This window comes from Nocardia sp. NPDC059195, from assembly GCF_042754695.1.
Lineage (GTDB): Bacteria > Actinomycetota > Actinomycetes > Mycobacteriales > Mycobacteriaceae > Nocardia.
The window spans coordinates 367,818-386,107 of record NZ_JBHZBG010000004.1 but is presented as its reverse complement, the minus strand read 5'-3'; the positions used below and the strand labels follow the sequence as shown (position 1 = coordinate 386,107).

At 66.2% G+C, this 18,290-nt stretch carries 23 protein-coding genes and 1 tRNA gene; 17 read left to right on the top strand and 7 right to left on the bottom strand.

Going from position 1 to position 18,290, the window contains the following annotated elements; all coding sequences use genetic code 11:
- Window positions 1–15 precede the first annotated feature (15 nt).
- From ACFXKN_RS08920 to ACFXKN_RS08910, 3 genes are all read right to left on the bottom strand, one after another.
- Complete coding sequence (locus tag ACFXKN_RS08920; RefSeq protein WP_379432813.1) at window positions 16–522, bottom strand: hypothetical protein; 507 nt, start codon at window positions 520–522, stop codon at window positions 16–18.
- 268 nt (window positions 523–790) lie between these two features.
- Window positions 791–1,198, bottom strand: a complete 408-nt coding sequence (locus ACFXKN_RS08915; protein ID WP_379432812.1) for a RidA family protein — start codon at window positions 1,196–1,198, stop codon at window positions 791–793.
- Complete coding sequence (locus tag ACFXKN_RS08910; protein ID WP_379432811.1) at window positions 1,195–1,818, bottom strand: TetR/AcrR family transcriptional regulator; 624 nt, start codon at window positions 1,816–1,818, stop codon at window positions 1,195–1,197. Before ACFXKN_RS08910 ends, ACFXKN_RS08915 begins: the two co-directional genes overlap by 4 nt.
- A gap of 187 nt (window positions 1,819–2,005) precedes the next feature.
- Here ACFXKN_RS08910 and ACFXKN_RS08905 point away from each other — a divergent pair, with 187 nt between their 5' ends.
- A complete protein-coding gene (locus ACFXKN_RS08905) occupies window positions 2,006–3,496 on the top strand; it encodes an alpha/beta hydrolase (protein ID WP_379432810.1) in 1,491 nt (496 codons plus the stop codon).
- A gap of 46 nt (window positions 3,497–3,542) precedes the next feature.
- On the opposite strand, the gene ACFXKN_RS08900 is transcribed toward ACFXKN_RS08905, so the two are convergent.
- Entirely contained in the window at window positions 3,543–4,067 is a 525-nt protein-coding gene (locus ACFXKN_RS08900) for an OmpA family protein (RefSeq protein ID WP_379432809.1), read from the bottom strand.
- Window positions 4,068–4,409: 342 nt separating this feature from the next.
- On the opposite strand from ACFXKN_RS08900, the gene ACFXKN_RS08895 reads away from it, so the two are divergent.
- Window positions 4,410–5,267, top strand: coding sequence for a hypothetical protein (locus ACFXKN_RS08895; RefSeq protein ID WP_379432808.1), 858 nt, complete (start codon window positions 4,410–4,412; stop codon window positions 5,265–5,267).
- Between the two features lie 165 nt (window positions 5,268–5,432).
- Here the strand turns inward: ACFXKN_RS08895 and ACFXKN_RS08890 are convergent.
- Window positions 5,433–5,495, bottom strand: a tRNA-Arg gene (locus ACFXKN_RS08890).
- A gap of 116 nt (window positions 5,496–5,611) precedes the next feature.
- Here ACFXKN_RS08890 and ACFXKN_RS08885 point away from each other — a divergent pair.
- On the top strand, window positions 5,612–6,160 hold the full coding sequence (locus tag ACFXKN_RS08885; RefSeq protein WP_378963519.1) for an HD domain-containing protein: 549 nt from the start codon (window positions 5,612–5,614) through the stop codon (window positions 6,158–6,160).
- Here the strand turns inward: ACFXKN_RS08885 and ACFXKN_RS08880 are convergent.
- Window positions 6,153–6,620 carry an NUDIX hydrolase gene (locus ACFXKN_RS08880; RefSeq protein WP_378963520.1) on the bottom strand — a complete coding sequence of 156 codons (468 nt, stop codon included), beginning with the start codon at window positions 6,618–6,620 and terminating at the stop codon, window positions 6,153–6,155. The two genes, ACFXKN_RS08885 and ACFXKN_RS08880, sit on opposite strands and share 8 nt — an antisense overlap.
- Window positions 6,595–7,362: a helix-turn-helix domain-containing protein gene (locus ACFXKN_RS08875; RefSeq protein WP_378963521.1), complete on the bottom strand. Its 768-nt coding sequence runs from the start codon at window positions 7,360–7,362 to the stop codon at window positions 6,595–6,597. The genes ACFXKN_RS08880 and ACFXKN_RS08875 overlap by 26 nt, the downstream gene beginning before the upstream one ends.
- A gap of 141 nt (window positions 7,363–7,503) precedes the next feature.
- On the opposite strand from ACFXKN_RS08875, the gene ACFXKN_RS08870 reads away from it, so the two are divergent.
- The 14 genes from ACFXKN_RS08870 (at window position 7,504) to ACFXKN_RS08805 (ending at window position 17,511) form a co-directional block, all read left to right on the top strand.
- Window positions 7,504–7,713, top strand: coding sequence for a helix-turn-helix domain-containing protein (locus tag ACFXKN_RS08870; protein WP_378963522.1), 210 nt, complete (start codon window positions 7,504–7,506; stop codon window positions 7,711–7,713).
- A complete protein-coding gene (locus ACFXKN_RS08865) occupies window positions 7,710–7,982 on the top strand; it encodes a hypothetical protein (RefSeq protein WP_378963523.1) in 273 nt (90 codons plus the stop codon). The genes ACFXKN_RS08870 and ACFXKN_RS08865 overlap by 4 nt, the downstream gene beginning before the upstream one ends.
- The gene (locus ACFXKN_RS08860; protein WP_378963524.1) at window positions 7,982–8,131 is read left to right on the top strand and encodes a hypothetical protein; all 150 of its coding nucleotides are present in this window, start codon (window positions 7,982–7,984) and stop codon (window positions 8,129–8,131) included. The genes ACFXKN_RS08865 and ACFXKN_RS08860 overlap by 1 nt, the downstream gene beginning before the upstream one ends.
- Window positions 8,128–8,526, top strand: a complete 399-nt coding sequence (locus tag ACFXKN_RS08855; protein ID WP_378963525.1) for a hypothetical protein — start codon at window positions 8,128–8,130, stop codon at window positions 8,524–8,526. Before ACFXKN_RS08860 ends, ACFXKN_RS08855 begins: the two co-directional genes overlap by 4 nt.
- Complete coding sequence (locus tag ACFXKN_RS08850) at window positions 8,523–8,828, top strand: hypothetical protein (protein WP_378963526.1); 306 nt, start codon at window positions 8,523–8,525, stop codon at window positions 8,826–8,828. The genes ACFXKN_RS08855 and ACFXKN_RS08850 overlap by 4 nt, the downstream gene beginning before the upstream one ends.
- Complete coding sequence (locus tag ACFXKN_RS08845) at window positions 8,828–9,247, top strand: RRQRL motif-containing zinc-binding protein (protein WP_378963527.1); 420 nt, start codon at window positions 8,828–8,830, stop codon at window positions 9,245–9,247. The genes ACFXKN_RS08850 and ACFXKN_RS08845 overlap by 1 nt, the downstream gene beginning before the upstream one ends.
- A complete protein-coding gene (locus tag ACFXKN_RS08840) occupies window positions 9,244–10,026 on the top strand; it encodes a hypothetical protein (protein WP_378963528.1) in 783 nt (260 codons plus the stop codon). Before ACFXKN_RS08845 ends, ACFXKN_RS08840 begins: the two co-directional genes overlap by 4 nt.
- The gene (locus ACFXKN_RS08835; RefSeq protein ID WP_378963529.1) at window positions 10,023–12,113 is read left to right on the top strand and encodes an AAA family ATPase; all 2,091 of its coding nucleotides are present in this window, start codon (window positions 10,023–10,025) and stop codon (window positions 12,111–12,113) included. The genes ACFXKN_RS08840 and ACFXKN_RS08835 overlap by 4 nt, the downstream gene beginning before the upstream one ends.
- A gap of 28 nt (window positions 12,114–12,141) precedes the next feature.
- Entirely contained in the window at window positions 12,142–12,654 is a 513-nt protein-coding gene (locus ACFXKN_RS08830) for a hypothetical protein (RefSeq protein WP_378963530.1), read from the top strand.
- Window positions 12,655–12,833: 179 nt separating this feature from the next.
- The gene (locus ACFXKN_RS08825) at window positions 12,834–14,858 is read left to right on the top strand and encodes a hypothetical protein (protein ID WP_378963531.1); all 2,025 of its coding nucleotides are present in this window, start codon (window positions 12,834–12,836) and stop codon (window positions 14,856–14,858) included.
- Window positions 14,855–15,865 (top strand): hypothetical protein, encoded by a 1,011-nt coding sequence (locus ACFXKN_RS08820; protein WP_378963532.1) that lies wholly within the window; start codon window positions 14,855–14,857, stop codon window positions 15,863–15,865. Before ACFXKN_RS08825 ends, ACFXKN_RS08820 begins: the two co-directional genes overlap by 4 nt.
- Window positions 15,862–16,188, top strand: coding sequence for a hypothetical protein (locus ACFXKN_RS08815; protein ID WP_378963533.1), 327 nt, complete (start codon window positions 15,862–15,864; stop codon window positions 16,186–16,188). The genes ACFXKN_RS08820 and ACFXKN_RS08815 overlap by 4 nt, the downstream gene beginning before the upstream one ends.
- Window positions 16,185–16,976 carry a DUF2637 domain-containing protein gene (locus tag ACFXKN_RS08810; protein WP_379432807.1) on the top strand — a complete coding sequence of 264 codons (792 nt, stop codon included), beginning with the start codon at window positions 16,185–16,187 and terminating at the stop codon, window positions 16,974–16,976. Before ACFXKN_RS08815 ends, ACFXKN_RS08810 begins: the two co-directional genes overlap by 4 nt.
- 79 nt (window positions 16,977–17,055) lie before the next feature.
- A complete protein-coding gene (locus ACFXKN_RS08805; RefSeq protein ID WP_378963534.1) occupies window positions 17,056–17,511 on the top strand; it encodes a hypothetical protein in 456 nt (151 codons plus the stop codon).
- The last annotated feature ends 779 nt before the right edge of the window (window positions 17,512–18,290 follow it).

Here is an 18,290-nt window from a genome sequence, read left to right as displayed (position 1 = left end):
GCGGCGACGCCGGATCTATCGTGCCTGGACCCGCGGCACCTCTTCATAGACCTCGCCCACTTCGCCGGCGAGCAGCCGGTCGGTCATCTCCTGCTTCAGCACGGTCAGTCGTTCGTCGTCCGCCGGGGTGCGGTCGCTCCGGGCACCGAGTGCGATGAATTCGTCGGTGACGAATCCCGCGTCGCGCAACCGCACCGACACGGTCCGGTCGCGATAGCTGAATTCCCAGACGTAGCGGGCCAGGGTGGTCCCACGGTCGGTCTCGGCGAGTTCGGGCGCGACGACGAAACGGTCGCCGGTGACCGCTCGCAACACCATTTCGATCGCGTCTCGTCCGCCGGGACCGGGGAACGCGGTGCGGACGGTGACCTCGCGGCGCTCGACGGGGCCGAGCACCGCGACAGCGTGCCGCATCGCGCAGTACGCGTGCGCCACCCCGCCGGGGAAGTGCGGGCCGTGGTATTTCATCAGGTCGGTGAACGAGATATCGATCGGCGTACCCGATTCGAGGACTGTCAGCATGTCTTCCTCTGGTTGGCGGTGGCCCAGCACAACGCCGAATAGAGCAGTTGCGTCGCGCCGGGCATGAATCCGGACCCGTGGTGGTGCAAGGGCGCCACGGTGCCCAATAAATCAGGTTAGCCTAACCTATGTAATGCGCTTTGGCCGTACCTCTGTCGACGACCGATGAAAGAGCTTGTCCAGCAACAGAACTCGATTGGTCAGTCAATGCGAGATAGTCGACGTCGGGCGCCGTCGAGGAGCTGGACAACGCTTGGTGGCCGATGGGTCAGTCCAGGACGGCAGTGGCTTCGATCTCCACGAGGAGGTCGGGCCTCCACAGGGTCTGTACGCCGATGACGGTGACAGGAGGCAGAGGCGCACTGAAGCCGTCGGATTCCTGGGCGCGTGAGGTCCCTTCCCACAGTTCGTCGGCCATGTCGGTGGTCCAGCCGGCGACGTAGAAAGTCAATCGCGCGATGTCGGTGACATCGCCCCCCGCGCCCCTCACGGCTGTCGCGACGTTGCGAAGGGCGTCATGGACCTGGGCCGCGAGGTCGGTCGCCGTCGTTTCGCCGAGGGGCGTGACGGCCAGCTGGCCGGCCAGCAGGAGCAGGCGGGAGCCGGTGGTCATGGCGACGGGCGCATAGTCTTTCTGCTGGAGCAGGCCGTCGGGGTGGCTGAGGTGCACGGTCATCGTGGATCTCCTTCGTCTTGTTCGGAAGCCGGATAAGCGCCGCGCAGGCGGTGCATGGTGGCCGTCACAACGGCACGGATGTCCGTCTCGCGCAACGGGGCGGAGAACAGCGCCGAACTGAACGAGAAGCCCTCGATCAGGGCGAACAACAGGAGCGCCTCGCGGTGCAGCGCTTCCCCGTCGACCGCGCGGTCGGCTAGCGCATCACGCAGCAGCGAGCGGATCACTTCCGCGCCCGCGAGAGAGGTTGCGGCGACGTCGGCCGCGAGCTCGGGGTCCGTGCGCGCCATGACGCGGTATTCGACCATGGCGATGTTCTCCTTGCGCTCCTGCTCGCTGGTGGGTGCGGCGAAGGCGATGACGTCCACGATCCGTGTTGTCGGGTCGTCGGACATCGTCGCGGCACGGCCCACGGCGCGCTGCATGAGAACGCCCAAGGTGAAGCGCATGACCTCGCGGATGGTGTCGCCGAAGTAGTGCCGGATGCTCCCGATGGCCAAGCCGGTGCGGGCGGCGATCCGGGCGAGGGTCACCGACCGGAGCCCGTGCTCGGCGATCTCGTCGATCACGGCGTCGGCGATCTGCTCCCGGCGGACATCCGGGTCAACTCTTTTGGGCACGAACCTCACTGTAGCGTTTTTAGCATGTGCGTGCTATTTTTCTGGCATGGTCATGCTAGAAACCCTTGCTGCTGTGGTCCCGACCTTGGACGGGGCCAGACGCGAGCGGCTGGTGCGACCCCTGGGGCGGTGCGGCGTGGCAAAGGTCGCACGACGCGATCGGCGCCTACGAAGGTCTCGACGCCTTATGACCGGGCTCGCCGCAGCCGCCACGCTCCTACTCGCCGGCTGTACGCCCGGTTCCCCGCCACCGGGCTCCGGCGCGGATGCGAACCTCGGCGCCTACCTCGCGCAAGAGCTCGCCTGGGGCAGGTGCGAGGGCACCGCGACGGGCGCGGCCGACGCCGAGCTGTTCGCGAACCCCGCGCTCGAATGCGCCTCGGTTGATGTGCCGCTCGACTACGACGAGCCAGCGGGCGAGAGGGCACGGGTCGCGCTCCTGCGCCTACCCGCCACGGGCGAGGCCGAGGGCTCGTTGCTGATCGACCCGGGAGGCCCGGGAGGATCCGGCACCAGCCTCGTCGCGTCGACCGTGCCGCTGTGGCAGGCGAGCCCCGTCGGCGAGCGCTTCGACATCGTCGGCTTCGACCCTCGCGGGATCGGGTCCTCGACCCCGGCCCTCGACTGCTACACCGACGAGGAATACGACGCCGGCGACGGGCCGCGTTTCGGCGCGGTGTACGACATCACGAGCGCCGAGCAGGCAGTCGAGCTCGCGCAGCGCTGCGCCGACGGCTCCGGCGGCATCGCGAACCTGGTGAACGCCGGGTCGACGAACGTTGTGCGCGATATGGACATCATGCGAGCGGCGCTCGGTGACAACCAGCTGACCTACCTCGGCTACAGCTACGGCTCCGAGCTCGGCGCCATGTACGCAACGACCTACCCCGAGAAGGTCCGCGCGATCGTCCTCGACGGAGCCGTCGCGCCCGACCTGACGGCGAGCCAATTCCGCCTGTCCCAATTCAAAGGCTTGCAGGCCCGGTTCGACGACCTCGCCGCGCTCTGCGCCGAATCGCCCGACTGCGTACTCGGCACCGATCCCGCGGCCACGAACGATCGCCTGCACGAGATCGTGCGGCCTCTCATCGAGACGCAGGCGGCCGGCGGCCGAGCCGCCAGCGTCTGGGACGTCTACCTCGGCATCAGCGGCGGCCTGTACGCGGAGGCGAAATGGCCCGAAGTCATCTCCGCCCTGACAGCGCTCGCGGCAGGGCGCGCCGACGAAGTGCTCGCCCTGCGCGACGGCTTCCCTGACCTCGACACCAGCATCGCCGTGCGGTGCATGGACTGGCCCCGCCTGACGCCCGCGGAACACACAGCGCTCGCACGCGAGATCGGGCATATCGCGCCGATGTTCGACCTCAACGTGTTCACGGCGGGGAACTACCACAGCGAGTGCGAGGCGTGGCCCGCACCCTCCACGCGTGACGAGCCCTGGCTCGCAGATGCCGAACGTCTCCCCGCGACGCTCGTCGTGTCGACCACCGGTGATCCCGCGACGCCACACGAGGGCGGCATCGCGATGGCGCAAGCCCTCGGGGCAAGCCTGCTCACCGTCGACGGCAACCAGCACGGCGCCTACCTCCTCGGCGGTAGCGAGTGCGTCGACGCCGTGGTGGACGCGTATCTCCTCGACCTCGAAACCCCGCCCGCCGACGCACGCTGCAGTCTGTGACGCTCCACTCCGCACAAGGCGAACGGGCCGTCGGCGCTGATATCGATTATTCGTTGACCACCGTGATCGTGGCCTCGTCGGCATCGACCGCCGGGTCGGAGGGATTCGCATCGGACTTCACCGTGATCCGCGATTTGTCGATGCCGTCGCCCTCGAGCGCGGCCGCGATGTTGTCACCGCGGGCCTCGGCCAGCGATTTTGCCGTGACGACATTCGAATCCTCGGCGTAGGTCGCGATCTGGATCTCGGTGTCGTTGCCCTGCAACGGGACCGCTACCGCTTTGAGGGTCGCGACGGCGCCCGCGCCAAGGTCGGAACTACCCGCGTCGAAGGTGATCGGTGCGGCCGCCAAGACCGTGTTGATCGCGTCCTGAACCGCTTGCTGCGCGGTGTCGCGCACGGAGCTCACCACTGAGGACGCGGTCGCGGCGACACTGCTGCGCACGGCGTCGGTCTGGGTGGTCGAGGTGGTTGCCGGGGCGGAGGAGTCATCGTCGGATCCACAAGCCGCGGTCATCAGCACAACCATCGCGATCGATGCGATCCCACAGATGCAGTTTCTGAGTTTCATCGGATTCTCCTGGTCTGTAGATGCCGGAAAGTGGGCCTTGGGTCGGTGATACTCGAGCAGCCCCCGGAACCGGCGGCCGCCGCTCTCGACAGGCCGCTCGAACTCATGAGCCGGGCATCTCGGGGCCTCGCTTCTGTGACCAGACGGCCGAAGGTTAGGACGATGCTCAGATTCACATATCGGGAGCGGACGTGGCTCACCCGAAAAGGATGAGTCCTCCGAACGCGGCGGGTTCAGGGGGTCGAACCACCGGTATGGGTAGGGGAGGGCTGCTCCCGGTTCGCCGATGTCGTTGATGGTGGGGTCGTTCGGAGAATGAGGTCGGCCGGTAGGTTGTCTGGCATGTCTGGCGACGATCTTCCGGCCGAGGTCGGTCGGAGTGCGGACCTGTTCCTGAATGCCATCGACGAGTTGGCACCGGGCCTGGTCACCGGCTTCTATCTTGTCGGATCGGTCGCCTTGGGCGACTTCCATTCACACGGGGCCGGGCGCGGCCGGCTCACTACGGCCAGCGATATCGACTTCGTCGCGGTGACCGACCAGCGCCTCGAGAGGGAGTCTCGAGAGATGGAGGCGCTGGCCCGGGCGCACGCCGCGACAGTGGCTGCTTCTCCTCGGCCGAATTTCGATGGCGTGGTTCTCACTTGGGCCGACCTCGCTGCCGGACCCAGCGTCTGCCCCGACGTCCCCTGCGCCCAGGAGAGCCGGTTCGCACCGGCTGGACGGTCTGGCATCAACCCGGTCACATTCTGCGAGCTGGCCTGGCACGGGATCGCAGTACGCGGCCCACAACCGGCCGATATCGACCTATGGGCCGACCGGAATGCGTTGCACGAGTTCACCATCGATAACCTCCGCGCCTATTGGCGGCCGTGGTGGCAACAGAACCAGCAGCGGCGTCCGCTGCCTCTCATCATCGGCCTCAGCGCGTGGTTCCCAGTCTGGGCTGTTCTCGGTGTGAGTCGGCTGCACCATCTGCTCGCCACCGGAACGATGACCTCCAAATCCGGCGCCGGTCGGTATGCCCAGCAGGTGTTCGATCCGCGCTGGCAGCCCATCATCTCCGAAAGCCTGTACCTGCGCACCAACGGTGCCGAGGGCTATCGCAGCTATCGCAACCCGCTGGCCCGCCGCCGCGACACCCTCGCCTTCTTGGACACCACCATCGACGCCGCCTTGGCGCTGCCCACCGAGTCCTGACGGCACCACGCCCTAGATGTCGGGTGACAGCTATGGGTCCACGGAAGTCTCAGGTGATGGACGCGGTGTGCGGCGGGGTCAACGAAGTCACGGTTCCAATAGGGATCGAACCTGCGACGCCAAAACTAGCCCTCCACCTGCGAAAATGCAGGTGGAGGGTTGCGCCCCCGGCAGGAATCGAACCTGCGACCTAGAGATTAGAAGTTCCTTGGCACTGAACACTGTGCTGACCTGTGGATATGCAAGTCAGGCGCGAGCAAAATCGTAAAGTCTCTAGGTGGTGGAAACCGCCCCAACGTGGCTGAGAACACCCCGAGCTTGCCCTGCTCGATACCGTATTAGTTGTGACCGACGACATCGTTACCAGAGCTGAGGAACTCGCGCGAGCGTACCTGCGTGACCTTCCCCGGCGACTACAGCATGTCGAGGGTGTGGCGCGTCGAGCAGCGACTGTTGCCGACGCGGTCGACGACGCGGAGCTGCTTGTCGCGGCGGCCTGGCTACATGACATCGGCTACAGCGCCGAGCTGGCGACGACGGGGTTCCATCCTGTCGATGGTGCCGAGTTCCTACGCGCACAGGGGGCGTCACACAGGCTGTGCGCGCTTGTCGCGAACCATTCGTGTGCGTGCGTGGAAGCCCGACGCCGCGGGGTTCCGCTGCTCTGGGAGGACGAGCGAACGCCGCTGCGGGATGCTCTGTGGTGGGCGGACATGTCCACAACGCCGACGGGCGAGCCGACCAACGTTCACAGCCGTATCGCGGAGGTTCTTGACCGGTATGGTCCCGATCACGTCGTGTCGGCGTCTGTCGCGGAATCGGCGCCTCAATTGGTGGCTGCTGCCGAGCGCACAGAGGCCGCCGTGCGGCTCGCAGGCGTAGAGGTCAGGTGAAGTACGGTGTTGCGTCTTCCATGCCTCGGCTGATTCGCAGCTTGATCGAGGGGTGAACGTTGAGCGATTCGACCGCGGTCGGTGCGACCCACAGCACTTCTTTGGACTCCTCGCTGGTGCGCAGCGATCCGCCGACAGGTCGCGCGCGGAAGCAGATCGAGAACTCCTGCCGGACTTCGCCGTCGTCGTAGGCGATGACGTGCTCCGGGTTCGAGAAGACACCAACGAGGTCGGTGACCTCCACCCGAATGCCGGTCTCCTCGAGGACTTCGCGCGCCACGGCTTCGCTGACGGTCTCGCCTGCTTCGAGTCCGCCGCCGGGTATGGCATACAGGTCGTTATCTGTACGCCGGATCATCAAGATCCGGCCCAATTCGTCGAGCACGACCGCGCTGACCGCCACCTTGATGGCGTTCGGCTGCGGTGCTGCTGGGTCATGGAAGTAGTCGGTTCGTCCCATTGCCGTCGTCCTCCGTCGCGGTTGCCCACACGTACTCAAAACTAGTCATGTACGTATCGAAGAGGTCGCCGGCGGGCAGTTGACGGATGTGCATGGCGGGGGCGTGGGCGCCGGGGAGGCCGTAGGCGTGCATATTGACGACCATCTCGTCGTCGAATCGAAAGATCGAGTTGTACAGCGTCGTGTCGTGATAGCGGAGCTCCACGCCGTCGACATCGCCTAGGTGCCGCACCAACGCGAGGGCGTTGTTGATTCGTGCCCCTACAGTTCCAGATGCCAGGCGTTCTTCCGCGCTGCGTTTGTCGGCTTCGGGTGCGGTCGGCCGACCGAAGATCATCCGCACTTTCAATCCTTCGCGGGTGCGTTTCCGGACGGCCTTGGTGAACTCGGGCTCTTCGGCGAGGAACAGTCCTGCGAGCACGAGGATGTCCAGCCGCTCCGTCGCAGAGGCCAGCAGCCGCTTCCACAGGTCCGAAGGGATGTCGTTGCGGTGAGGAAATACGGTGATCACCTCGGACTCGCCTACCTCCGCTCGTCGTTCTGACGACACGGCGTCCGGCCACAGGTAGTTCTCGGTCTCCCGAACGAGCGCCGCGACGGCGTGCCGATGGCGTGGATACGGCGCGCGCCCCTTGGTGATCCAGCGCTCGACTGTTTTCGAGTCCACGCCAGCGCGCTCGGCGACGTCGGAAATGTCGAGGCCATTGCGCAGGAGCGCCTCGCGAAGTCGTTCGTTCGCCATGATTCCTCCAGGGGACGTCTAGGGACGTCTTAAATCTACGTCAGACGTCTACGTTCGTCCACCTATGCGGTGAAGAAGTCCTCCAAATTCCCGAAAAGTGGTGAAAGACAGGAACTTTCCCACTTTGCAAGGAGATGGAACGTGGATAAATCCGCATCGGAGACGCGAAACCTGATCAGCTTGAAGACGGCTGCAGCGCTGATCGACGTCGACTCGAAGACGATCCGGAACTGGATCGCTTCCGGCGACATCGCCGGGTACCGGATCAACGGCCGTTTGCTCCGCGTCGAGCGTTCCGAGCTGCTCGCGCTGGTGCGTCCGGCAGAGCTGGCCACGGGCGGTGTGGCATGAGCACTCCGACCGAACGCACATTGCAGGCGCGGATCGCAGCTCACGAGTCCTGGGCACGTACTGGCGATCGCGCAGAGCGTACTGCGAAGGCTCGCGCGGCGATGCTGAGCAAGTTCGACCGCCTCGTCGATCCGGATGGGTTGTTGAGCCCTGAGGAGCGCGCCTATCGATCCGATCAGGCCCGCAAGGCGCACTACACGCGGCTTGCGCTGAAGTCGGCTCAATCCCGCCGGCGTCGGGCACGGAACGCCAACGGCGGTGAGCGGTGATGCGCGGCAAGACATTCATGACCGCGGTCGCGCTGTTGTCAGTCGGTTGCATGGTGCTGATCGCGCCGGACGTCCTGGGATTCGTCCTGATGGTCGTCGGTGCAGTGTGGCTGTGGCGTTCGTCGAAGCGGGCAGGGGTGCGGCGATGACCATCGACGAACCGTTCTTCGATCCGGATGACCTGCTGGACGAGTTGGACTCGATCATCGCTGAGCAGGAGATCCTGCAGCGTCGCACGGTCGCATTGCAGGCCCGCTACGCGGCATTGGAGCCGTACGCGGAGCGATACAACCAGCCCGACCCGGAGATCGACTACCTCTCGCTCACATACGGCAGCGTGAACGTCGAGTCTGCGACAAGGCGTCTCGATGCCGCCGTGTCATACGCCCCCGGCCTTACCAGTTGGTTGACGTCGGCCCGTGACAGCGCGTGGAAGATCCGCGAGTATCCGCAGGTCAATCGCGAGCAGGTCGCCCGCGAGCCAGACAACACGATTGCCGATGCGATCGCCCGCACTGTCGAGCGGGACGGCGTCGAGCGATGAGCGGCGGAGTGTTCCGGGCGCCTCACGAGGACCGCAACCAGGTCGGGCGCAGCGCACTCGGGTCGATGTCTCGGCCGGAGTTCGCTGGTATCGGCGCGGTCTACGCCCCGGTGAACCACCTGCCGCCTGCTCTGCGTCTGATCGTGCTGGCCGTATGTGTCCTGATCGGGATGGTTGGCTGCTCGATCGCATGGGTTGACCAGCAAAGCTACGTGCCGTCGCCGAATATCTGCCGGGCGCACGAGGCCACGCGGACCGATTGCGTGCACGTGCAGCGTGCGCAGCCCACTCAGGTGCCGTGATGAGCGAGGGAATCCCGACCTACGAGTGGCGTTCCGCGCCAGCGCATTTGCGCACTCGTCGCCAGTTGGCTGCTGAGGGTTTGCGCCCGAACGGCCAAGACATTGCAGGCCGAATCACTCGCTCACGCGGCAGCCGCAAAGAACCGCTGGTGGCGCACCTATTCGACGTGGCGAAGGCCGCGCCGAAGCGTCAGCCGAGTGAGGCGCAGCGCGTGGCGCTGGCGAAGGCCACCCGCGAGCGCCAGCTGCGGGCCGCGGAACGCCGCGGCGTGGACCGTGCCGAGTTCGACGAGCCAACCGGCGATCCAGGTCCGGCATGGAACACCAACGAGTCAGTCAACGCGTTCGGCGCGACCGCTTCCGTGAACGCGTTTGCGGCCGTCGCTGAACACGAACGAGAAGAGGAGATGGAGAGGTGAATCTGACTTCTCGCGAGATGGTGCTGCTGACGGTGCTGTCGGACATGTACGGAGCCCCACTGGATCTGGTGGCGCAAATGCTGGGCGTGAGTGAGTCCCGCGCGTACCGGATCGTCAAGAAGCTGCGCAAGGCCAAGGTGGTTTCCGAGCTGGGGATGCGCCCGGTTCCGGGCCCGTCGTGGATCACCCCGACCCGCTCGACCGCTGACGCGCTGCTGGGCCGGTCGACGAAGTACTGGATGCCGTCGCCGAAGATGGCTAACCACACCCGCACGGTCCTTGAGGTGCGGCTTGCATTGGTCGGGATGGATCTGGAGCGCTGGATTTCAGAGCGTCAGTTGCGGTCGGAAGTCGCGCCCGCAGTGCTGGGCGAGACCCGCCCACATATCCACGACGGCCGCTACATCAACGCGTCGGGCGAGCTGATCGCGGTCGAGGTCGAGCTGACCGACAAGAACCTCAAGGCAGCGAAAACCGCTGTTGCCCAAGCCTTTCAGGCCGCGCGTGCTGCCGACTGCGCCGGGCTCATCTACTACTACCGCGGTGACCGCGTGAAGAAGGTCATTACCAAGGCCGCGGCCGAGCTGAAAGCGGCCGGCCTGTTCGAGCAGAACCCGATCCGGATGCGGTTGGCCGATCTCGACGCAGAGCTGCTCAAGCCCACCAAGCCCGCTTCCGATCTGCGACCCGGTCTCCGGGTGATCGCGGGCGGAGCCGCTGATCACGAAATCTACCAGGTCACAGACCCGAACGAGCATGGAGAGGCGGTGTCGTCATGACTTGCACGCCGATGATCACCCCGAAAGACTGCGCCCCTTACGCTCCGACACCGGTGCTGTCGGCCCAGCCGTCACCGACCGAGGCACCACAAATCCAGGTCGACCCGACGATGCCGCCGATCGGGCTGAAGTCCGACCCGATCGGGTGGCTGCCGAAGCTGTCGGAGGTTTCCCTCGACGGTGTGACCGACGCGGCCTTGTTGGCCGGTACGTGCCTGGTCGCGGTGTTGGTGCTGACCGTGATGATCATGGTTCCGGCCACCTTGCACGCCTGGAATCCGACGAAGCTGCGTAACTGGTTGCTCGGGTCGCTGGCGGTGATGCCGGGCGCGACCGCGCTGTGGCACTGGGACATCCTGGCGCCGGGCACGATGGCGACCGAGGCCAGCCGGGAGTTCATGGCCGGTCAGCATGTGGCCGGTCTGCTGGGTATGGCCGTGGTCCTGGTTCCGGCCGCGTGGCTTACTGCGACGTTGGCGTACACGCACTTTCGGGTGCAGTTGTCCACGGTCGGTCTGCAGTCGCCCGCCCGCACCGAGCGCGCCTTGTGGGCCCAGTCCCAGCGTGAGCAGCGCGGTGCCGCCCGCATGGCCAAGCGTCGCTTGCCTTTCACCACGGGTGGGTTCAGCCCTGATGTGGTGATCGGGCGCCTGGCGCACGAGCAGACCCAGGCTCCGACCAAGTCGATGGTGCGGACCCTGTTGGGCCGCAACGAGACCCGCCTGATCGTGCCGTGGATCGCATTGTCTGAGCACATGACCACCGTCGCGTCGTCGGGCTCGGGCAAGACGACCTTGATGCGCCGGGTGCTGGTCAGCTGGTTCGTGGCGACCTGGGTTCGTCATCGTCGGTGGTGGAGCAGCAACCGCCCGGGCCGCCCGCAGGTGCTGGTGCTCGACTGCAACGGCGGTCCGGAGAGCCTCAAGGTCGCCCGCAGCATGGCCGCGTGGTTCAAGGCGATGGGTGTGCCCGACGAGCGCATCGGCATCTTCCCTGAGGTGTCGCTGAACATGTGGGGCACCGAAAAGCGCGATGACCTGCGTTCGATCCTGTCGTCGATGATTTCCGGCGGCTCCACGCCGACGACCGACACCGAGAAGTACTTCTACGAGATCCGCGAGACGCTGATCCACCTGATCGTGGATGCGCCGGCGCGGGTGGTGATCAAGGACGGCGTGCCCACGGCGGAGGGTGAGAACCCGCCGCGTGACTGGTTCGAGTTCATGTCCCGCTTCGACGAGCGCAAGCTCGCTCAGCTGTGGGGCGGCATCTACGACCAGGACATTCCGTGGGCTGGTGTGCCGGGTGTCGATCACGAGATCGCTTCCACGATCGCGGGCAAGCAGAAGGTGCTGCACTCGGCACGTGCCGAGTTCGGCAACCTGTGGCGCTCGTTGGGCGAGAAATTCGACGAGGGCAAGTCGATCACCGACTACGACTTCCTCTACGTGGTCTTGGAAGGCGTCAAGACCCCGGACCGCGCCCGCGGCCAGTTCGGTGCGATCGGCTGCATGCTCGAACAGCTCGCCGACGTCGAGCACGGACGCCAGATCCTCATGGCCGTAGATGAATTCAGCGCGGTCGCCGACGGCAAAACCCGCGCGGTGAAATGGGTAGAACGCCTGCGCAAAGCAGGTGTCGGTTCGTGGTGGATCGCGCAGACCTGGCAGGGCCTGGGCTATGACGACGACGCCCGCACCGGTCTGGTCTCGGCGGCCTCAGGTGGCTCGCTGATCGGTCGCACGACCAATCCCGAACAGATCGCGAACATCTACGGCACCCGCCGCAAGTTCGACTTCAGCCGCAAGTTGATCGGCGGCTCGAAGGTCGGCGACGAAGGCAACGTCCAGGCCAACGACGAGTACATCACCCCACCGAACCGGTTGCGCGCCATGCAGAAAGGCGACGTCGTGTGGGTCGCCGGTGGCCGCACCCGGTGGGGCCGAGTGTCGATGCTCGACGACGCCGCTCTCGAACGTCAGCGCCCGTTGCCGGGCATGACCGCCTCATTGGCTCCCGCTCCGGCCGAGGCGGACACCGCCGAACTGGCGCCGGTTATCCCGATGACCAAGCGCCGTCCGGCCTGAAACCGCCTGAGCTGAAAGGAGATTCATCATGTCTACACCGAATCCGCTACCTGGTCCCGACGAGCACGGCGAAGACCTGCTGGGCGGCGGTTTGACCGCCCCGCAGCAGGCCCAGCTCGCAGCCCTCGAAGACGACCTGGACGGCAGTGCGGCGGCCAAGCTCGCTGCGAAGTTGGTCCCAGTCGCCCAGGACGGTGGCCAGTTCGGCCGCGTCGCCAAGCCGCACGTGAAGCGTGCCACCCGGGTCCATGACTGGGCGCGGATCTGGGGTCCGGCTGTGGCCGGTACCGCGGTCGCTGCCACCGCGGTGACGGTGCTGCCGCTGCCCGGTCCGCTGTCGCTGTACGTGCTGGCTGTAGCGGCGTTCGGGTGGTGGCACTGCGCAGGTCGGCCCGGTGCGATCGAGACCGCCCGCATGGCCTACTACGCCGTCGCCGATACCGGCAGCTGGATCCGTCGGCATGTCGAGCAGCTGGCGCACCGTCGCGCCAGCTACGAGACCCGCCGCGCAAACCCCAACCCCATCAAGAAGGAGAACTGATGCCCGACAACAACGTCCAGAGTTCATGCCGCCGCCAGTGCCCACCCGATGAGTGCTACTGCGCCGAACCGACCTACCGCGACGCCAACTCCGTTTGCTCCAGCTGCGGTGGCCATGACGGCGACTGCTACTGCGACGAGTTCTAACCCCAACCCCAAGAAGGAGATTCACCAATGTTCATGACGTCAGAAAGCAATAGTGGCCACGCTAACGGCGGCCCGTCCACCGAGGACGAGATCACCCGCGACACCGGTCGCGCGCTAGGCCAGATCATGGCCGCTGCACGGGCATTCATTGCCTCCCACAGTGGCCGTCAGGGTAAGACCAAGATGCCGAAGCTCTCGCGCAAGGAGCGCCGCGAACTGGTCGAGACCCTGCGTACGCAGGTCGGCGAGCAGCGCATGGCGCAGGCGTGGAGCACCAAACGAGTCAACGACTATCACGCCGAAGTCCTCGCCGAGCAGGAGCGCCGACAGTCGCCTGGTTATACCTCAGACCAGGCCGAGGTCGATCATCAGCGGTTGGCGCGGATCCGGTACGCGATCGAGGCCGGAGCGCACGCTTCGCCGCTCTCGTTCGAGCAGCGTGGGCAGGTCTCGCAGGCGCTGTCGCAGGTTCAGGCTCACCCCTCCCGCCCGTTGGGGGCCGTGTTCAAGCCGATGGACGCCGACGAGGCGCGCAACGCGCGAGCCGCGGCGGTGCGGTCGGAGACCTGGGTTCAGGGGCGCCGCGAGGCCAACGAACGCGTGTTGGTCGCGCAGCGCAACCGCGAGCAGGCCCGCCTCAACGCCCGCCCGCCGCTGGCGTGGGAGGACATGAACCCAGTACAGCAGGACGCGGTCCAGCAGCTGCGTGGTGCGGAGCTGGCGTTGCGTCGAGTCGGCACCGCGGATGCGGTGACGATGGCACGTCGCGACCGTGAAATGCGTGCAGCTGCCCGCGAAGTCAGAGCGGCTGGCCTTCCGTTGCGGCAGGTCGCCCATGAACGCGACAACATCGTCGCGAACTCGAAGTACGAGGTCACGGTCTATGCAGGGTGGGAGCCGTCGTCGAGCTGGCACCCGAGCGAGACCGTGGCGCTGGCACACGCCGAGTCGGCCGTGGCGCGGGTGCCTGCCACGACTGAATCGGTGGGCGTGCAGGTCGCCCCGCGGTACGGCCAGGATCCCGGGGGCAACACCCGGTCGGTTCACGGTGACCACATGTTCGCTTCCCAGGCTGTCTCCTGGTGGCGAGGCGATCACGAAATCGAGGTGGAGTCGGGCACCACACGAGCCGGTCACCGCACCGAGATCTCGATTGCTGGAACCGACCCGGTCACCGGCCGCGAAGTGCGGGCCGAGCGCGTCCTCGTGCGCACCGATGAGCATGGTGCACTCCAATACGCGGACCGCACCATCGAATGCGCCGAATGGAATGCCGGCGAGAGAGTCGAGCTCGATATCGACGATGCCGAGGTCGACTGGGAATACCCCGGCAGCACCAGCCTGTACCGCATGAGCGGTACACCGGCGGGTGTCCAGAACCGGGCGCTCAACGAGCAGGTGACCTTGTGGCATCGGGAAGTTGAGGAGTCCCGTTCCGCCGCCGCGCGGGTGGCGGGTGACCGCGACAGTTTGCGGCAGCGGCACAACCTGTCGATCGAGCACAACGGCGACCTGACCGACCGCAATGCTGAGCTGACCAGGCAGCTTTCAGCGCTGACCGCCGAGCGGGACCAGGCCCTCGCCGACCGCGACAAGTTCCGTGGCGAGCGGGACCAGGCGGTGCAGAAGGTCGCGTCGATGACGCCGGCGAAGGAACGTTTCGGTAGCGCGGCGCGTCAGGCGAGTACTACCCCGACTGCCGCCGCAAAAGGGACGAATACCGAGTCGAACAAGAAGATCGACGAGGTCATGGCCCTGTTGGCGGGAAGGGGTGCCCTGGACGGCGCGCTGGCGACTATCGGTGTTTCCGAGGAGACCCGGGCCCGAGTACGGGACGCGGTGTTCACACACGACAGGCTTGTGGACGCTGGTCTGGCCGATCCGGTCGGCGCCGAGACCACCTCAGTAACCAAGAGCCCGCGTCCGGAGCAAAAGGAAGTCGACCGCCCCACTAAATCCGCCGCCGAAGTCGGGACGCCGGTCAACGCGTTCAACAACGCCAGCACGTCGGTGAACGCGTTCGCCCCCGAGACCGAGCGCGACGGGCATGAGCGATGAGCACCGACGACCTGGACGACCCGTTCATCGCCCGCTACGCCGACCGGGTTGCCGACGAGAACGAGGTGCTGTGGCGGGCCGACTTCGCCCGGCTCACCGCAGACCCGGTGCTGCCGGAGTTGCAGGCGGCCGAGGTCCGCGCCCGATGGGCGACCGATGCACAGGTCGGGCCCCGGTGGCATGAGCTCGACGAGATCTACAGCGCGTGGATCTTCGCGCCGGAAGCGATGAAACAGGCCCACGAGAAGACCATGCCGGGCGGATTGCGGCCGCCCGACATGGACACCACTCGCTGGTCTTCCCACATGCAAGCACGCGAGCTGGCCGACAAGGGCTACTGGCCCGGCCACGAACCAACCATTTCCCTGAACAGCAGTTTCGAAAGGCACGAACCGATGACCGACATTACCCCCGCCGCCCACGTCCTCGATTCCGAGACCGAGAGCGAGATCGAGGCCCAGATGCGCACCGACTACGAACGCGTCGCGCAGCTCTACCGCGGCGACCCGGAGGAGTACGACCCCGCCGATCAGCTCGACGCCAACGAGTACGAGGGGGTGTGGCTGGATCACGAAGACCACCGGTTCGGTGACGAGTGGGTCGCCATCAACAAGGCCGAGGAGCTGTGGCACACCGATCCCGACGCCGCTGCGGCCCAGCTGGCAGACACCAGCACCACGCCGTTGCAGCGCCGCACGCTCGAACACAGTCGCGACATGTCGCGCGGGATCTACGTCCGTGACGTCGACGAGGTCATCGACCGTGTAACCGCGACCGCGGACAGCAGCTCCCCGATCCCCGAGCTCCCGCCGGTCGCGAACCCGCTGACTCACTTCGAGGCTGGGCTACCGAGCTGGGATGCCTCCCGCAACGATCCAGCACGCCCGGTCCCGGCCTTCGCGGCCAGTGTCGCAGACCGCACCAGCGCGGTGAATGCATTCGGCAACGCCGCCCAGTCGGTGAACGCATTCGCTGCCGGTATGGAGCGAGAAGGGATGGACAGGTGAGCGCGGCAGCGGTCGAGTCGACGATGCCGGCGACCGCGGTCGCCGAGCACGGCCAGGCCGTGACGCTGGCCAAGGTGATCCCGCTGCACCGCTCGCCGCAGGCCGAGGTCGTCGCAGATCCGGAGACCGATCTGCACGCCCGGATCGCGGTGTTGGAGCAGCAGGTCGCCGACCTTGAAGACCGTAACCGGGAGATGGCCACCGACCTGGACGATGCCCTGGATCAGCTCGCCGGGCACGCCCTGCACGACCACCAGGAGCGCCTGGTGCACGTGCCTGTCAACGCGTTCGCCGCGATCGAGTGGGAAGGACACGACCGATGAGCACCACCCGTACAACCGCTGTACAGCCGGTCAAGCCGGTGTCTAGTGACAAGCGAGACGCTGCCGAACTGACAGCACTGGCGATGACAATCGTTATTGCTTTTGGGGCGTTCGCGTGGTCGTTCGCGGCGTTGACCGAGCTGGCTGTCATGGCCGGGATTGACAGCCGTCTAGCGTGGGCGGGCCCGATTTTCGTCGACGGAGCGATTGTCCAGTCGGCTGTGGCGCTGGTTTCGCTCCAGCGCCGGGCCCGTCTGGAGATTGAGATCCCCGTGGCGACGAAGTGGTTCTTCTGGGGTGAGCTGTTCGCCGCCGAGCTGATTTCGGTGGTCGGAAATGGTCTACACGCTGCGGAATCAGGTCAGCGGCTTCTGCCTGCGGCCATCGCGGCGGCCGTTGCCGGTGCCGCCCCGCTGTTCGGTCTGGCCGCCACGCACGGCCTGACGGCGCTGATCGAGGTTCCCCGGACCCCGCCGAGCCCGGTAGACAGCCCCGCGACCGGACTAGACGGCGGCTCGACACCGGTAGACGCCGAGTGGACAGCACTGGACAGCGACCGGACAGCACTGGACGGCGGGTTGACGACCGCACTGGCCGCACTGGACAGCGCCCCGGTGTTGGACCCGCTCGCCGAGCGTGATGCGGAGATCCGGCGCCGCCATGCCGAGGGCGAGTCGTACCGCGAGATCGCTGACGCGGTCGGTCTGTCCAAAGCTCGGGTCGGTCAGATCCTGGCGTCTACCGAGCCGGTGGACACCGGAGCGGAGGTGCTCACGTTCATTCGCTGACCGGTTACTGCGGGGCAGGTGTCGAGCCTGCCCCGCCTACTTCTCACCTCAACCAACACACGAACGAAGGACAGAAACAATGACGAACGCACTGACCGACCTGGACCAGATCAACGCCGAGATCATGAGCGCGGGCGCGACCAACCCGTTCGGAAAGGACATCGAGGCTGGGGCCGGGGTGTCGGGCGAGATCATCGCCGTGATCCGCCGTCACCGCCGCAACGGCAAGGGTCTGCCTCTGTATTGGATCGACCGCAAGCCGATGGTGGCCGAGGCCGGCGACCCGGTGATCGACTCGCAGCTGGTCGTGGAGATCGCGCCCGAGAACTACGTCGACGATCAGGACGAAGGGCTGCGCGTGGTCACCCTGGACCGTGACGTGCAGCGCGCGGTTCGCGCTGGTCTGCGCCGGGCGCGGGTGGCCGGTGTCGCTGTCGGCGGTCGCCTCGAAGGGCTGCTCTACGTCGGCCCGGTCGCCGGTGGCGGCTACGGCCGGATCTATGACCTGGGCGCCTACATCCCGCCCGCCGCGTAACCGCAGCCCAGACGAAAAGCCCCTGACCTACGGGTCGGGGGCTTTTTCGTGTCCGGATTCGGTCGGCAGTCGTGGAACTGTCCTCGGCCTGCTGCTCCCCCGACTGTTCCCCTGGCCCTTCCTCCGAAGGCATTGCTTAGCCCGGCTGTTGGGTCGGTCAAGGGTGGCCCTTGGGCCATCGCCGGAGGCGACGCGCAGCGCCCTTGAGGGGCCCGGCAGTCGGGCGGACAATGTCCAGCCGAGGAAGGGCCGGGTCTCGTGTTTCGGCTGTCGGTTCGAGCGTGGTCGGGTTCTTGGTGCTGCCGCACTCGCTGCGCTCGCTTGCCACGGAGATTCGATCTTGGTGCAGGTCAGTGGTGCGAAAAAGTAGCCAAAGGCTCAGCAAACGCCGAGACAATAAGTGTCAGAAGTTGTGGCTAGTTTCTGGCGGGTCACTACCTACCACCCACCCTCCCTGACCTGCGCATTCGCGCCCAGATTTTCGCTCGATTCCCCCCACCCCCTTCCACATCTCACTTTCACTACGTGAAACGAAAGTGAGATGTGGAAGGGGGTGGGGGGAATCAATCAAAAATCTGAAAAAGAAGTCAGGGAGGGTGGGTGGTAGGTAGTGACAAAGAAAAAAGAAAAAGACATGGGTTGCGTTGGGAGTACATCGGTGGGTTTGGGTGCGTGGTGCGTTGGGAGTCGGTGACGGTGGTGGCGTCGTGTGTGCGTGGCTGCGGTGTAGTGCCGCGGTTGTCGTGGTGGGTGTGGTGGTGTAGCGCGTGTGCGTGGGT